Source organism: Mesorhizobium sp. M1334 (assembly GCF_040317995.1).
Classification (GTDB): Bacteria; Pseudomonadota; Alphaproteobacteria; order Rhizobiales; family Rhizobiaceae; genus Mesorhizobium.
Genome location: NZ_JAMYLM010000003.1, coordinates 480,366 through 494,892, shown reverse-complemented (window position 1 = coordinate 494,892; position 14,527 = coordinate 480,366). Strand labels below are relative to the sequence as shown.

Annotated in this window: 15 protein-coding genes; 7 read left to right on the top strand and 8 right to left on the bottom strand. The window is 64.0% G+C overall.

What is annotated here, in order from left to right:
- Positions 1–38: 38 nt before the first annotated feature.
- The 7 genes from NKH17_RS09395 to NKH17_RS09365 all read left to right on the top strand — a co-directional run bounded on the left by NKH17_RS09395 (position 39) and on the right by NKH17_RS09365 (position 7,079).
- The gene (locus tag NKH17_RS09395) at positions 39–1,043 is read left to right on the top strand and encodes an ABC transporter permease (RefSeq protein WP_352900515.1); all 1,005 of its coding nucleotides are present in this window, start codon (positions 39–41) and stop codon (positions 1,041–1,043) included.
- Positions 1,040–1,822 carry an ATP-binding cassette domain-containing protein gene (locus NKH17_RS09390; RefSeq protein ID WP_254820537.1) on the top strand — a complete coding sequence of 261 codons (783 nt, stop codon included), beginning with the start codon at positions 1,040–1,042 and terminating at the stop codon, positions 1,820–1,822. The genes NKH17_RS09395 and NKH17_RS09390 overlap by 4 nt, the downstream gene beginning before the upstream one ends.
- 33 nt (positions 1,823–1,855) lie before the next feature.
- Positions 1,856–3,037, top strand: coding sequence for an aldose 1-epimerase family protein (locus NKH17_RS09385; protein WP_352900517.1), 1,182 nt, complete (start codon positions 1,856–1,858; stop codon positions 3,035–3,037).
- 91 nt (positions 3,038–3,128) lie between these two features.
- On the top strand, positions 3,129–4,217 hold the full coding sequence (locus NKH17_RS09380; RefSeq protein WP_352880213.1) for a fatty acid desaturase family protein: 1,089 nt from the start codon (positions 3,129–3,131) through the stop codon (positions 4,215–4,217).
- A gap of 42 nt (positions 4,218–4,259) precedes the next feature.
- Positions 4,260–4,574, top strand: coding sequence for a MocE family 2Fe-2S type ferredoxin (locus NKH17_RS09375; RefSeq protein ID WP_287249971.1), 315 nt, complete (start codon positions 4,260–4,262; stop codon positions 4,572–4,574).
- Positions 4,575–4,611: 37 nt separating this feature from the next.
- Positions 4,612–5,412, top strand: a complete 801-nt coding sequence (locus tag NKH17_RS09370; protein WP_352900519.1) for a 3-methyl-2-oxobutanoate hydroxymethyltransferase — start codon at positions 4,612–4,614, stop codon at positions 5,410–5,412.
- 224 nt (positions 5,413–5,636) lie between these two features.
- Positions 5,637–7,079, top strand: coding sequence for a DHA2 family efflux MFS transporter permease subunit (locus tag NKH17_RS09365; protein ID WP_352900520.1), 1,443 nt, complete (start codon positions 5,637–5,639; stop codon positions 7,077–7,079).
- A gap of 85 nt (positions 7,080–7,164) precedes the next feature.
- Here NKH17_RS09365 and NKH17_RS09360 read toward each other — a convergent pair whose 3' ends face one another.
- The 8 genes from NKH17_RS09360 to NKH17_RS09325 form a co-directional block, all read right to left on the bottom strand.
- The gene (locus NKH17_RS09360; protein WP_352900523.1) at positions 7,165–8,052 is read right to left on the bottom strand and encodes an amidohydrolase family protein; all 888 of its coding nucleotides are present in this window, start codon (positions 8,050–8,052) and stop codon (positions 7,165–7,167) included.
- Positions 8,052–9,188, bottom strand: coding sequence for a vWA domain-containing protein (locus tag NKH17_RS09355; protein WP_352900526.1), 1,137 nt, complete (start codon positions 9,186–9,188; stop codon positions 8,052–8,054). The genes NKH17_RS09360 and NKH17_RS09355 overlap by 1 nt, the downstream gene beginning before the upstream one ends.
- A 226-nt stretch (positions 9,189–9,414) precedes the next feature.
- Entirely contained in the window at positions 9,415–10,311 is an 897-nt protein-coding gene (locus NKH17_RS09350; protein ID WP_352900529.1) for an AAA family ATPase, read from the bottom strand.
- A 9-nt stretch (positions 10,312–10,320) separates the two neighbouring features.
- Positions 10,321–11,325, bottom strand: a complete 1,005-nt coding sequence (locus NKH17_RS09345) for a xanthine dehydrogenase family protein molybdopterin-binding subunit (protein WP_352900532.1) — start codon at positions 11,323–11,325, stop codon at positions 10,321–10,323.
- A gap of 1 nt (position 11,326) precedes the next feature.
- Positions 11,327–12,694 carry a xanthine dehydrogenase family protein molybdopterin-binding subunit gene (locus NKH17_RS09340; RefSeq protein ID WP_352900535.1) on the bottom strand — a complete coding sequence of 456 codons (1,368 nt, stop codon included), beginning with the start codon at positions 12,692–12,694 and terminating at the stop codon, positions 11,327–11,329.
- A gap of 14 nt (positions 12,695–12,708) precedes the next feature.
- Entirely contained in the window at positions 12,709–13,191 is a 483-nt protein-coding gene (locus NKH17_RS09335; RefSeq protein WP_352644876.1) for a (2Fe-2S)-binding protein, read from the bottom strand.
- Between the two features lie 51 nt (positions 13,192–13,242).
- Complete coding sequence (locus tag NKH17_RS09330; RefSeq protein WP_352900538.1) at positions 13,243–14,037, bottom strand: FAD binding domain-containing protein; 795 nt, start codon at positions 14,035–14,037, stop codon at positions 13,243–13,245.
- 31 nt (positions 14,038–14,068) lie between these two features.
- The gene (locus NKH17_RS09325; RefSeq protein WP_352475461.1) at positions 14,069–14,512 is read right to left on the bottom strand and encodes an SRPBCC family protein; all 444 of its coding nucleotides are present in this window, start codon (positions 14,510–14,512) and stop codon (positions 14,069–14,071) included.
- Positions 14,513–14,527 lie beyond the last annotated feature (15 nt).

Here is a 14,527-nt window from a genome sequence, read left to right as displayed (position 1 = left end):
GGCGGCGGGCGGCGCCCTGAAGTATGGTTCAAGCAGTCATGACAATTGCCGCAGAAGAGGAAATGCCGCGTGCCAAACGCAGGTCGAGCCTGATCCGCTCGCCGCAGTTCTCTTCGCTCGTCATCCTGATTGTCCTGCTGGCGGTGTTCGCGATCGCCGACGCCAATTTCCTGTCGCCGCTCAACATCTCCAACATGATGGCGTTTCTGCCCGAGCTCGGCATCATCGCGCTCGGCATGACGCTGCTTTTGACGGCCGGCGAATTCGACCTTTCGGTCGGCGCCGTATTCGGGCTGGCGCCGGTCGTGGTCATGCTGCTGGTGCAGAACGGCGGGGTCGATATCGGCGTGGCGCTGCTGGCCGGACTGCTGCTCTGCATAGCGATCGGTGCGATCAACGGGCTGATCGTCACCAAGATCGGCATTTCGTCCTTCCTGGTGACGCTGTCGATGCTGCTCGTGGTGCGAGGCGCGGCCCTCTACATCACCCAGGGCTTTCCGCTGAAGTCCTGGGATCAGCCAGGCTTCTTCGTGACGCTGCTGGCCGGCAGCTTTAGTATCGGAACGTTCCGTTTCTATACCTCGCTGTGGTGGTTCATCGGCCTGTCGCTGCTGGCGGTCTATGTGCTGCGCTACGCCAAGCTCGGCAACTGGATCAGCGCTATCGGCTCGAACCGTAACGCTGCCGTGGCGCGTGGTGTGCCGGCCGATGCGGTCAAGATCTGGCTGTTTATCCTGACCTCGGTGCTGGCCGGTCTCGCCGGCATGATCAGCGCGTTCCGCATCTCCGCGGCATCGCCGGTGGCCGGCACCGGCTATGAGCTGGAAGTGATCGCCATGGTGGTCGTCGGCGGCACCGCGCTGACCGGTGGGCGCGGCACCATTTTCGGCACCATCGTCGGCGCGCTGATGCTGCGCAGCATCCGCAACGGCATCGTGCTGATCGGCGTGCCAGGGCTCGCCTACAACATCTTCGTCGGCGTCATCATCCTTGCCATGCTCATCCTGCACGCTTTGCTGCAGAAGAACGCCGCCAGGAGCTGATCATGGAAGTGCTTCGGCTGCAGAACCTGCAAAAATCCTTCGGCAGCGTCCGCGCCCTGAAGAGCGCCTCCTTCACGCTCAACGAGGGCGAAGTGGTGGCCTTGCTCGGCGACAACGGCGCCGGCAAATCGACATTAATCAAGGCGATCTCCGGGGTCTTTCCGGTCGATCGCGGCGACATCTATGTGCGCGGCCAGAAGGTCTCCATCCGCTCGACGCGCGACGCGATGGATCTCGGCATCGAGACCATCCACCAGGACACCTCGCTGGCTCCCGATCTCAGCATCGCGCGCAATCTTTTCCTCGGCCGCGAGCCGGTCAATCTCAAATGGCTTGGCGTGTTCGCGCCGCTCGATCTCGCTCAATTGCGCGATGCCGCCTCGGCACTTTTGAAGCGCGTCGGCATCTCGAAGAAACTCGACGCCGATGCGCTGGTCTCAACGCTGTCGGGCGGCGAGCGTCAGTCGATCGCCATCTCGCGCGCAATGCAGTTCGCCGCCAAGGTCATCATCCTCGACGAGCCGACCAACAATCTCGGCGTCGAGGAAACACACGGCGTGCTGCGCTTCGTCAAGGAGGTGCGCGATGCCGGTCACTCGGTGCTTTTGATCACCCACAACATCCATCACGTCTTCCAGGTCGCTGACCGCATCATCGTTATGCGCCGTGGCGAGATCGTCGCCGAGCAGACGGTCGCGGACACCGACCTGCTGACCGTGGAAAGCATCATCACCGGCGCCGACATGTCGGCCCTCCTCAAGGAGACGAGAGCGAAGTGAAGGACGGGAGCAAGTGAAGGAACTGGCCGTTACATGGTAGAGCTTTACGGCAAGACGCTGTCGCGCCGGCAGGTCTCGGAACGCTCAGGCATGCTGTCGCAATTCGCCGGCGTGCGGCTGATGACGCTTGGCGATGGGGTCGAGCGCGGCATCCGTATGCTCGAATTCCGCACCGGCTCCGGCCTGCGTTTCACTGCGCTGGTCGACCGGGCGCTCGATATCGCCGATTGCGACTTCAGGGGCCAGGCGATCGGCTGGCATTCGCCGAGCGGCTTTCGCCATCCCGGCCTGCACGAATACGAAGGCGAGGAGGGGCTGGCCTGGGCGCGGTCGTTTTCCGGCCTTCTGCTGACCTGCGGCCTCGACCATATATTGTTCATGAACGAGGTACCGGCCGACACCTACAACTACCCGCCCAAGAAGACGGTGCGCCACTCGCTGCATGGCCGCGTCAGCACCATCCCAGCGCGGCTGACCGGCTACGGCGAGACCTGGGACGGCGACCACTGCGTGTTGTGGGCCGAAGCTATCGTCCAGCAATCGACTGTATTTGGCGAGGATCTGCACCTGCTGCGGCGCATCGAGGCCGATGTCGGCGGCAACGAGATCCGGCTTTCGGACCGTGTCGTCAATCACGGCTTCAACCGGACCCCTCATATGTATTTCTATCACATCAATGTCAGTTATCCGGTGCTCGACGAGGGATCGCGCTACCTGGCGCCGATCCGCGACGTCGTCTGGGCAGGCCATGCCGGCGAGCGCTATGAAGCGCAGCAGGTCGGCTACCGCACGGTGCCGGCGCCGCAACCGGGATTCAAGGAACAGGTCTGGCAGCACGAACTCGGCGCCGACAGCACCGGCCAAGTCCCGGTGGTGGTGGTCAACGACAGGCTCGGCCTCGGTTTCGAGGTGGTCACGCGCAAGGACCAGTTGCCCTGCGCCTATCAATGGCAGAATTTCCAGGCCGGACAGTACGCGCTTGGCATCGAGCCGTCGACGCATCATGTGCTTGGGAATCTGGCGGCGCGCGAACGCGGCGAGATGATCTGGCTGGAGCACGGCGAGAGCCGCACCTACGATGCGGTGTTCCGGGTTCTCGACGGTGCCGGCGAGATCGCCGCCGCCGAAAGCCGGATCGCGGCGATTGCCAGACAGCCGCAGCAGGATTATCCGCAGCCGTCGGGCCGTTTTCCTGTTCTTGGAGGCAGGTCGTGATAATGGCGAACAGGATACGAGACACCAGTCGGGAGGCTGGCTCCGGCCGGAGCGGGGAGGGCTCGCGGCCGATCGGGAATTGGAGGTCACAATGGCGGGCACGGTAAAGCGCGATTACAGCCTGGTCGGCGAAAGCACGCGCAGGGCGATCGAGACGGGACTGGCCTCGGCGGAGTGGTACCACACGGATGTCCCCCGCAAGGCGATCAAGGAGTTGATGCAGCGCTCGGACGGCCCGGCGATCCGCGACACGATCATCTGGATCGTCGCCATCCTCGGCTCGGCCGCCGGCGCCATCTATTTCTGGGGTACCTGGTGGTGCGTGCCGTTCTTCTTCGTCTACGGCGTGCTCTACGGCTCGTCCAGCGACTCGCGCTGGCACGAATGCGGCCATGGCACGGCCTTCCGCACGCGCTGGATGAACGATGTCGTCTACCAGATCGCCAGCTTCATGCTGATGCGCAACCCGGTGACCTGGCGCTGGAGCCATGCCCGCCACCATACAGACACGATCATCGTCGGGCGCGACGCCGAGATCGCCGTGATGCGCCCGCCGGACCTTTTGCGTGCGGCGCTGGCTTTCACCGGCATTCTCGATTTTCGCTATTCGCTCCCGGCACTGGTACGCCAGGCGTTCGGCAAGCTGACGCCCGACGAGAAAAGCTACGTTCCCGAGATGGAACAGCACAAGGCCGTCATCGCGGCGCGCTGGCACATCGCCATCTACGTTGCGACGATCGCGCTCGCCATTTTCATAAGGTCGTGGATACCGGTGGTGCTCATCGGCGTGCCGCGCCTCTACGGCACCTGGCACATGGTGATGACCGGCCTGCTGCAACACATCGGTCTGGCCGACAACGTCGTCGATTACCGGCTCAACACCAGGACCGTATACATGAACCCGATCAGCCGGTTCATCTACTGGAACATGAACTACCATGTGGAGCATCACATGTTTCCGATGGTGCCTTACCACGCGCTGCCCAGGCTGCACGAACTGATCAAGCACGATCTGCCGGAGCCGAACCCGTCGATATGGCATGCCTATCGCGAGGTCTGGCCGGTCCTGCTCAGGCAGCTCAAATACGAGGATTATTTCCTCAAGCGCGAACTGCCGCCAACGGCTAGGCCCTATCGTGGCGAGTTCCACGAAGTGAACATGTCGGCGGCGGCTGAATAGGCACCGCAGCAGCGCAATGCAGAAATTTCGGGAGAAGCAGAGATGGCCGATTGGGTCGAAGCGTGCGCCGTGGACGATGTCGACGAGGAAGATGTCATCCGCTTCGACCATGGCGGCCGCACCTTCGCTATCTACCGTTCGCCGGACGATGAATTCTTCGCCACCGACGGGTTTTGTACGCATGAGAAGGCGCATCTGGCCGACGGGCTTGTGATGGACGACATCATCGAATGCCCAAAGCACAATGGCCGTTTCAATTACAAAACCGGCCAGGCCAAAGGGGCTCCCGTCTGTGTCAATCTGCAGACCTATCCCGTCAAGGTGGAAGCTGGCAAGGTGATGATCCAGATCGCCTGACCGGCCTTCTGTCACGTAGCAAAGGGGACCAAAATCCATGAGCCGGAAAAGACCGACCGTCGCCGACCTGCGTGCCATGAAGGGCAAGCGGCAGCTGACGATGCTGCGCGTGCTGACGATGGACGAGGCCGAGGCCGCCGAACGCGCCGGCGTCGATATCGTCTCGGTACCGCCGGAGCTGGTGCTCAATCCGCAATACCGCGATGCGGCACCCAGCCTGTTCACCATGCCGGGCGAGAATTTCTTCGAGATCGGCACCGCAGATGATTTCGTCCGCTGGGCGTTCCGGCTCTACAAGGCCAGCGCCGATGCGGTCTACTGCAGCGCCGGCTACGCCACCATCAAGCGGATGGCCGACGATGCTATTCCGGTAATCGGCCACGTCGGTCTCATCCCGTCACGCGCCACCTGGACCGGCGGCTTCAAGGCCGTCGGCAAGACCGCCGATACCGCCATGCAGGTGTTCCAGGCGGTGAAGCAACTGGAGGCCGCCGGCGCGATCGGCGCCGAGATCGAGGTGGTGCCGGTCGAGGTGGCCAAGGCGATTTCGGAGCGGACGTCGCTGATCATGTTGTCGATGGGGGCGGGCACCGGCTGCGATGCGCAATACCTGTTCGCAGACGACATCCTCGGCCAGAACCGTGGCCACATGCCGCGCCATTCCAAGGTCTATCGCAATTTCGCCGCCGAATACGATCGCCTGCAGGCCGAACGCATCGCTGCCTTCTCCGAATATGTCGCCGATGTGAACAGCCTGGCGTATCCCGAAGACAGACACGTCGTGCACATGGACCCGGACCAGCTCAGCCTGTTCCTGGAGAAGATCGAAGCCGCATAAAGACGCCCCGGCAGGCACAAAGCGTCATCGCGGATCGTAAAAGGCCGGTTCGGCGCCAGGTCTAGGTCATCGCATGGCCGCCTGCGATGCCACACGAAAGTTTGTTGGACCAGGTCTGGACGGCACCGGCCAGATGCTGTTGAAACCGGTGCGTCATCGGTTTGCCGGACAATTGCGCGGTTGCCGATGGAGCGGGTGAAAATTCCCCTTCGGACAGTCTGTGTATGACCGCCATTCCCGAAAACAAAGCCTTGCCCGAAACCGCGCCGGCGGCGCGGCAAGCTCGGCGGGTGGCACTGATCGTCGCCGTCGCCTTTTTCATGCAGCTTCTGGATTCGACCATCATCTCGACCTCGCTGCCGCAGATGGGAGAATCCTTCGGCGTGCCCGCGGTGGCGATGAGCATCGGCATCACCGTCTATATGCTGACCATGGCGGTGTTCGTGCCGCTGTCCGGTTGGCTCGCCGACCGTTTTGGCGCGCGCAACATCTTCCTCGTTGCGATCGCCCTGTTTACATTGGCCTCGCTCGTTTGCGGCATGTCACAGAACCTGGCCGAGTTCGTTGCCGCGCGCGCGGTGCAGGGCCTGGCCAGCGCGCTGATGACGCCGGTCGGCCGCATCCTGGTGCTGCGCAATGCACCGAAATCCGAGCTTCTCAACGCCACGGCGCTGATCACCTGGCCGGCGCTGTTTGCGCCGGTGGTCGGGCCGGTGCTTGGCGGCTTCATCACCACTTATCTCTCCTGGCACTGGAATTTCTTCATCAATATCCCGCTTGGGGTTGCAGGTTTGGCGCTGGTCGCCCGCTTTATTCCCGGCGACCGCGAAGCCGGAGCCAAGCCGCTCGACTGGCCGGGCTTCCTGCTGACCTCGGTGGGGCTCGCCTCGATGCTCTACGGCCTCGAGCGCATCGCGCATCCGCAAAAGGGTGTGTTGCCGACCGTGGCACTGCTCGGCACGGGCATTTTGGTCGGCTGGCTGGCGGTGCGGCATCTGCGACGCGCCAACCATCCGCTGCTCGATCTCACAGCTTTCAAGGTGCAGACCTTCGCCATCTCGACGCTGTCGGCCGGCACGATTTTCCGGATCGCCATCAACGCCACGCCGTTCCTGCTGCCGCTTTTGTTCCAGGTCGGCTTCGGACTGAGCCCAATCGATGCGGGCATGATGATCCTGGCCTATTTCTTCGGCAATCTCGGCATGAAGGCGGTGACGACGCCGACGCTGAGGCGCTTCGGCTTCCGTCCGGTGCTGATCGTCAACGGGGTGATCGCCTCCTTGTCGATCATGGCCTGCGCGGCGCTTTCGCCGCAGACGCCGCAAGCGTTGGTGGTGGTGCTGATGCTGATCGCCGGACTGTCGCGTTCGATGCAGTTCACCGCGCTCAACACACTGGCCTTCGCCGATGTGGCCTCACCGCAGCGCAGCTCGGCGGCGACGTTATCCAGCATGCTGCAACAGGTGGCGATGCTGTTCGGCGTAGCGGTCGCCGCGGCACTGCTCAACCTGTCGCAGATCGCCAGGGGCGCTGCGGCGCTCGATCTCGTCGACTTCCGACTTGCCTTCCTGGTGATCGGCGCAATCGGGCTCGCGGCCTCGTGCCGCTTTCTGGCGTTGCCGAACGCTGCCGGCGCCGAGGTCTCGGGCCATGTTTTGCGGAGCTGAAATCGGCCGCAGTTGTCCGTTCTGTGTCGGCGGAGGCGGGGGGCTTTTCCTTCTCCCACAACAAGGGGAGAAGGAAAGAGCGGCGCTACACCGGCCGATATATCTTCTCCGCCGTGTTCCAAAAGACATCCGCCTCGGCGGTCGCGCCGTGTTTTGCCACGGCCTGCCGGTGCGCCCTGGTCAGTTCGGCGTGGCTGGTCCACAGTTTCTCGATCGGGAAGTTCGAGCCGAACATCAGATGATCGCTGCCGAGGATGTCGATGGCATTGTCGACGATATAGCTGATCAGCGCCGGATCGTTATGGTGGACGAATGTGCCGAGGCCGGACAGCTTTGCATAGAGGTTGGGCGCCGCTGACAGCGTGCGCAGCCCTGCCTTCCAGGCCTCGGTGGTTTCGGGCTCCATGCCGGTCAGCATGCCGGCGTGGGTGAGAATGAAATTGGTCTCGGGGTTCTCGCCGACGAGCGTCAGCCCATCCTTCATCTGGGCGGGGAAAAGCTGCAGGTCGAAAGACAGGCCGTAATCCTTGAGGCGCGCGACATTGGCCCGCACCTTCGGGTCGATGACCTGATCGGCCGAGGCGGCGAAGCGGAAGGCCGGCGTTTCGTGCCAGTGCAGCTGCATGCGCACGCCGCGCAGCAGAGGGTATTTGATCAGCCGGTCGATCTGGGAACGCACGTCGTTCACGGTCATATCGGCATAGCCGACGATGGCGTGCGGCCAGCCGGTTTCTTCCGCGGTCTTCTGCAGGAAGGCGACCTCGTTCTCGAAATCCTCCTTGGCCCAGTTGGTCTGGACATAGACCGCCTTCTCGACGCCCGAGCCTTGCTGGTCGGCAAGGAATTCCTCGATCGGATAGTCGCGGCGGATTGGCTCGTAAGGGCCAAAGATGCGCGGCACCATCGGCCCGACCAGCCACGGCTGGTCCTTTTGGCGCCAGATGTGGAAATGCGCGTCGATCGCCTTCTGCATCACGAAACCCTCTTCCAGATTGCCGCGGCCACGGGGGCGGGGCGGGCGAGCGACAGGATGAAATCGGTGAGGCCCGCGATGGACGAGCCGTCGACCAGGTCGTCGAGCATCGGCAGGATGGCGCGAAGTGCTGCCGTTGCCGGCTGGAAACGCGGATCGCCGGCCAACGGCGTCGCCAGGGAGAGTCGGAAGGCGCGGGCACTCAGCCGGCGCATCGCCATTTCCAGCTCGGCATGATCGCCGCGCTCGAGCGCATCCGACAGGATGACGATTGCCGCCCCCCGTGCAAAGGCGGAGAAGCGCGGCACCGAGAGGAAGGCTAGCAGCGTTGGACCCATGCGGGTGCCGCCGTCCCAGTCGTCGACCTGGGCAGCGGCGCGGGCCAGCGCCTGGTCGCGGTCGCGAATGCGCAGCGCCGAGGTGATGCGGGTCAGCCGTGTGCCGAAAGTGAATACCTCCGCCCGGTCGGCGCCTTGCACCGCCGCGTGTGCCAGCTTGAGATAGTCCGATGTGTAGTGCTTCATCGAGCCCGACACGTCGATCAGGATGAGAAGCTTGCGCGGCACTGTCTGCCGCCGGCGCAGCAGCGGCGAGGGGATATCGCCGTCGGCGCTGACGATTTCGCGCAGCGAGCGGCGCAGGTCGAGCTTGCCGCGCGCATGCGTGCGTACGGTGCGGAAGGACCGGCGGGCGGGCAAAGCGGTGGCGAGCTTGCGGCGGAAGGCGGCAAGCCCGTCGCGATCGCGCTGGAACTCGCGGACGCTCAACTGTTCGCTGGCCGAAGACAGTTCGCCGCCTTCCTCCTGGCGGACCACTTCGATTTCTTGTTTGCTGGTTTTGCCATCGTCCTTGATGCGGGCTTCCTCGTCGGCGTCGCCTTCGACCAGCGCCGCGGCATTCCCATAGAAATGGCTCCGGAAATGCGCCTCGAATTCGTCGCGGCGGTCGGGCGGCGGCGCCAGCGTGGCGAGGGCCGCTTCGCGGATGTCGGCCATCGAGCGTGGGCCGAGCAACGTAACCGCCTGCATGAAACCGGAGACCTGCTCGGGCGCCACCGGGAAGCCGTAGCGGCGCAGCAGCCGGCCGAAGCCGAGGAACGGCGTGGTCGCACGGGGCAAGCTTTCCGGACGCATCATTCCTTCGCGCCCCCCTCCGTCCTGCCGGACATCTCCCCCTCAAGGGGGGAGATCAGACATCTCGCCGGCTTTCGCCAATCTTCAACGTTGCAGAATTGAGCGGAGCGCCCAAGCTGCCAATCTCCCCCCTTGAGGGGGAGATGTCCGGCAGGACAGAGGGGGGCGCTGTCCCGCCAGCGTCGCGCACTAGCCCTGGGGTATCGCGCTAGCGCGCTTCGGTTGCTCGTCACGCCAGCGCCTCCTCGATAATCTTGCCGAGCTCGGGCGCGATGCAGGAAAAGTCCTCCTCGTCCTTGATCAGCACGCCGATGGCGCGGCGGAAGGCTTCCGGCCAGGGGCTGCCGCCCTTTTCGAGGATGGTGGCGGCATTGGCCCATTCGACCGCCTCGGCGATGCCTGGCGGCTTGGCCAGCGGACGCGCGCGGATGTCGCGCACCGCGGAAGCCACGGCGCGCGCCGTGGCCTCGGCGACGTCGCCGGCGCGCAGCATGATGATCTCGGCCTCGCGAATGGCGTCGGGATAGGTGATCCAGTGATAGACGCAGCGCCGCCGCAGCGCTTCGGCCAGTTCACGGGTGCGGTTCGAGGTCAGGATGACGATCGGCTGCGCCGTCGCGCGAATGGTGCCGCGCTCGGGAATGCTGATCTGGAAATCGGACAGGAACTCCAGCAGCAGCGCTTCGAATTCATGGTCGGAACGGTCGATTTCGTCGACCAGCAGCACGCGCTTTTCCGGCGCCTTCAGCACCTGCAGCAGCGGCCGCGCGATCAGGAAACGGTCGTCGTAGATGTCGAGCTCGTGCTCGCCGGCATGGCGGATGGCGAGCAGCTGGCGCTGGTAGTTCCACTCGTATAGCGCATGTGCGGCGTCGATGCCTTCATAGCATTGCAGCCGCACCAGATCGCGCCCGAGCAGTTCGGCTATCGCCTTCGCCGCTTCGGTCTTGCCGACGCCGGGCGCGCCTTCTAGCAGCAGCGGCTTACCCAGCCTGATCGCCAGGAAGATTGCGGTGGCCAGGCTTTCATCGGCGAGATAGCGCGAGGCGGCGAGGCGGGACGCCACCGCCTCCGGCGAGGTCGCGACTGTCTCTGCGCTTGAAGTCCGGGCGCTTCTCTTGGGCATTTCCAGCACTCAGTTCGATGCTTGCGCCTTCAGCGCCCGCAGGATGCGCTCCGGCGTGATCGGCAGCGTGTCGATGCGCACACCGACGGCGTCGAAGACGGCGTTGGCCACCGCCGGGATTTGCGGGTTGGCGCACATTTCGCCCGGCCCCTTGGCGCCGTACGGCCCGTCGGCCGAGGGCCTCTCCAGCACGATGATCTCGGTTTGCGCGAGATCGCCAGGACCCGGCATCAGATACTGGTTGAAGTCGGTGCCGCCATGGTCGCGGTTGGGATAATAGGGCTCGGTCGTTTCGTAGAGAGCATGGCTGATGCCCATCCACGAACCGCCGACGAGCTGCTGCTCGACCATTTTCGGGTTCAGCGCGCGGCCGATCTCAAAGACGTTCTTCACCGTCAGCACGGTGACTTCGCCGGTCTCGTCATCGACCTCGACCTCGGCAACCGTGCAGGCGTGGGCGTAGCAGGTCGACGGCTTCATCGCGCCGGTTTCCTTTTCGGGATAGGAGCGGGGGATCAAAAACATGCCGCGGCCGGAAATCGAGCGGCCGCGCTTGAAATGCGCCGACAGCGCGACATCGAAGATCGAGATCGATTTTTGTGGCGCGCCCTTGACCAGGATGTTGCCCTGGCCATCAGTCTCGAGGTCCGACGCATTCACCTCCAGCTCCTCGGCCGCTACTTCCAGCATCACCTGGCGGGCTTCCCTGGCCGCCTCGATGACGGCGTTGCCGGCGCGGTGCGTGCCACGCGAGGCGAAGGTGCCCATGCAGTGCGGACCGGTGTCGGTGTCGGCGGTGTCGACGACGACACGATCGGTCGGCACGCCGATCGTCTCGGCGCAGATCTGCGCCATGATCTGCTTCATGCCCTGGCCAAGATCGACACTCGACAGCGTCACCATGAAATTGCCGGTCGGCGTCGAATGCAGCAGCGCCTGGGTCGGGTCGCCGCCGAGATTCATGCCGGTCGGATAGTTGATCGCGGCAACGCCGCGTCCGCGCCTGATCGCCATCTCAAGCTCCCTTCGCGTAAGACGACATCGCCATGAACTTCTCCGCCACCGGCCAGTTGGCAGCGCGTGAGGCTTCCTGCATGCATTCGATCAGCGCCGCTCCCTCTGTCGGCTGGCGATGCGCCTTCATGTCGCCGTCGCGGTAGGCGTTGATGAAGCGGAATTCGAGCGGGTCCATGCCGATCAGCCGTGCGAGCTTGTCCATCTGCACCTCCAGCGCGAAATCGCCGATGGTGACGCCGAAACCGCGCATCGCCGAGGACGGGGTGCGGTTGGTGTAGACGCAATAAGTGTCGATCCAGACGTTCGGGATCGTATACGGGCCGGGATAGTGGCCTGCGCCCTTCTGCGCGCCGTAGGGCGAATGGCGCGAATAGGCGCCGGCATCGGTGTAGCCGGTCACTTTGCGCGCGACGATGCGGCCGTCGTTCATGACGCCGTCCTTGATGACGACCTTCTCGGCGGCGCGCGGCGAGGAAATCTGCATCTCTTCCTCGCGGCTGTAGATAAAACAGACCGGTCGTCCTGTTATTTTGGCGCCAAGGATGGCGATCGGCTCGACGATGACGTCGACCTTGCCGCCGAAGCCGCCGCCGACGGTGCCGCCGACGAAATGCAGGTTGTTGCCGGGCATCTGCAGGATGATCGAGGTGTTGTCGAGGGTGAAGAACATCGCCTGCGTGTTGGTATAGCAGGTGAAGCGGTCGTTACCCTCGGGTGCGACGATGCAGCCAGTCGTCTCGGTCGGCGCATGCTCGATCGGTGAAGACTGGTAGGTCTGTTCGAGCACGTGGTCGGCTCCGGCAAAGCCTGCCTCGACATCGCCGAAGCGCACCTTGCGGCATTCGCCGCTGTCGTAGAGGTAATAATTGCGGCCGTGATATTCGTTGACGATCGGCGCGCCGGGCTTCAGTGCTTCGTCCATGTCGAAGACGGCCGGCAGCACCTCGTAATCGACCTTGACCTTGGCGACGGCTTCCTGGGCGGCACGCTCGGTCTCGGCCAGCACCGCCACCACCGCCTCGCCCTTCCAGCGCACCTTGCCGTCGGCCAGCACCGTCTCGTCCTCCGGCCCGATCTGGATCAGGATCAGGATGGTGTAGACATTGTGGGGCACATCCTTGGCGGTCAGCACCTTGACGACGCCCGGATGTTTTTCCGCTTCCGATGTATCGATGCTGCGGATGCGGGCGTGGTGGTGCGGGCTGCGCACCATCTTCAAATGCAGCATGCCGGGAAAATTGCGGTCGGCGAAATAGGTGGTCTTGCCGGTGACATGGCCGGGTGAATCCGAACGCGGCCGCGGCTGGCCGATCTCGTGCAGATCGTCCTTGCGCTGGTCGGCGAAATAGCTCTTGCGGAGTTCCATTTTCTTAACTCCCCTCAAGCCGCGTTCTGCGAATTGGACTGCGCGGCGGTCAGCACCGCCTGGATGATCGGCTCGTAGCCGGTACAGCGGCAGATATTGCCCGAAAGCGCCTCGACCACGTCCTCGCGGCTGGGGTTCGGCGTGTGATCGAGCAGCACCTTGGCGGCCATGATCATGCCCGGTGTGCAGAAACCGCATTGGGTGGCGAAAGCGTCGAGGAAAGCGCGTTGCAGCGGATGCAGCACGCCGCCTTCCGAAAGCCCTGATGTTGTGGTGATAGTCGCACCATTGCAGGCCTCTGCCAGCGTCAGGCAGGAGAGCCGGAGTTCGCCATCGATGATGACCGAGCACGCACCGCAGGTGCCCTGATGGCAGCCGCCCTTGGGCGAGGTGTCGCCGATCTTGTCGCGCAGCGCATGAAGCAGCGTCGTGCCGCTGTCGATGAATTCGGCCTTTTCGGCACCATTGAGCGTGAACTGAACCGGGACCTTTGCCATCTTTTTTTACTCCTTGCGCCGCAGCCAGGCGGACATACGCGCCACGGCCTCTCAGGCGACCAGCAGCCGGCCGAGATGGACCGGCAGGACTTCGTTGCGATACCAGGCACTGGCGATTGGATCGGTTGGGGGCGAAGTGCCGTCGCGGGCGACAGCCAGCGCCGGCGCGATGCCTTCGGCGGTGAGATTCCGGCCAATCAGGGCTTTCTCCGCCGCCCTGGCACGGATCGGCCGATCGGCCATGCAACCGAACGCGATCCGCGCTGACGACACGGTTCCGTCCGGCGCCTGTTCCAGCACGGTTGCGATGCTCAGCACCGAGACGCCCTTTGGCTTGACCCGCGACACTTTCAGGAAGCGAAACCCGCCTTCCTTCGGCAGCGTGAAGCCGACCGCCGTGACGATGGCGTCATTGCTCTCGCGCTTTGCCAGGAATGTCTCAATCGGCAGCTCGCCGTCACCGGTGCTGACGGTTGCGTCCAGAGCCAGCAGCGCAACGGTGAAATCACCGTAAGGTGTCGGCGCGAAGAGATTGCCGCCGACCGTCGCCATGTTGCGGATCGCCGGTCCGCCGACGACGCGCGCGGCGTGGGCCAGGGGGGCGAGATTCGGATGGCGGGCGATCGCCGCCATGGTCACCGAAGCGCCAATGCGCACCTCGCCGCCGGAAATGCGGATGACCGACAGCGCCGGTTCGGTCGACCTGACGAAACCGGAGATCGACACATCGCCTTCATTGGCGGCGCGAACGACCAGCGTGCCGCCACCGAGATAGCGGGCGCCAGCGGCTTTCAGCGCCGCGCCGGCGTCCTTCACTGTCGGGAAAGTCTGCAGTGCAAGCGTCATGGAACGCTCCTGTTTGTCAGCACAGTCCAGTTCAACCTTGGCCGGCAAAATGGGCTTTCAGAGCGTTGAAGCCGCCCTGGAAGACGTTTGCGCCCATGCCTTCGGCCAGCTTGTCGGCTTCCTCTGGGGGCGCGTCGAAGCTGGCGGTCCATTCGGCATAGGTACGGTCGCCGTCGGTCACCCGTCGCAACTGCAGCGTCGCCTTGTGGTTGGTGAGCGGCTGCGGCGTCTCCAGGATGGAGTAGCTGACGAGGAAATTCTCGTCGGAGAAATCGAGCAGCTTTTCGCGGAGGCGGGCGCCGCTGGCGAGCTGGAAATTGCGTATGCAGCCGATCGTGCCGGCATCCTTGCCATCCTCGATATGACTTTCGACCATGCGCGGGTGCCAGGTCGGCAGGCCGTTGAAGTCGCGTATGCGCGCCCAGACCTTTTCGACCGGCGCGTCGATGACGCTGGAGATGGTGACTTTCGCCATTTGATCGTTCCCTCG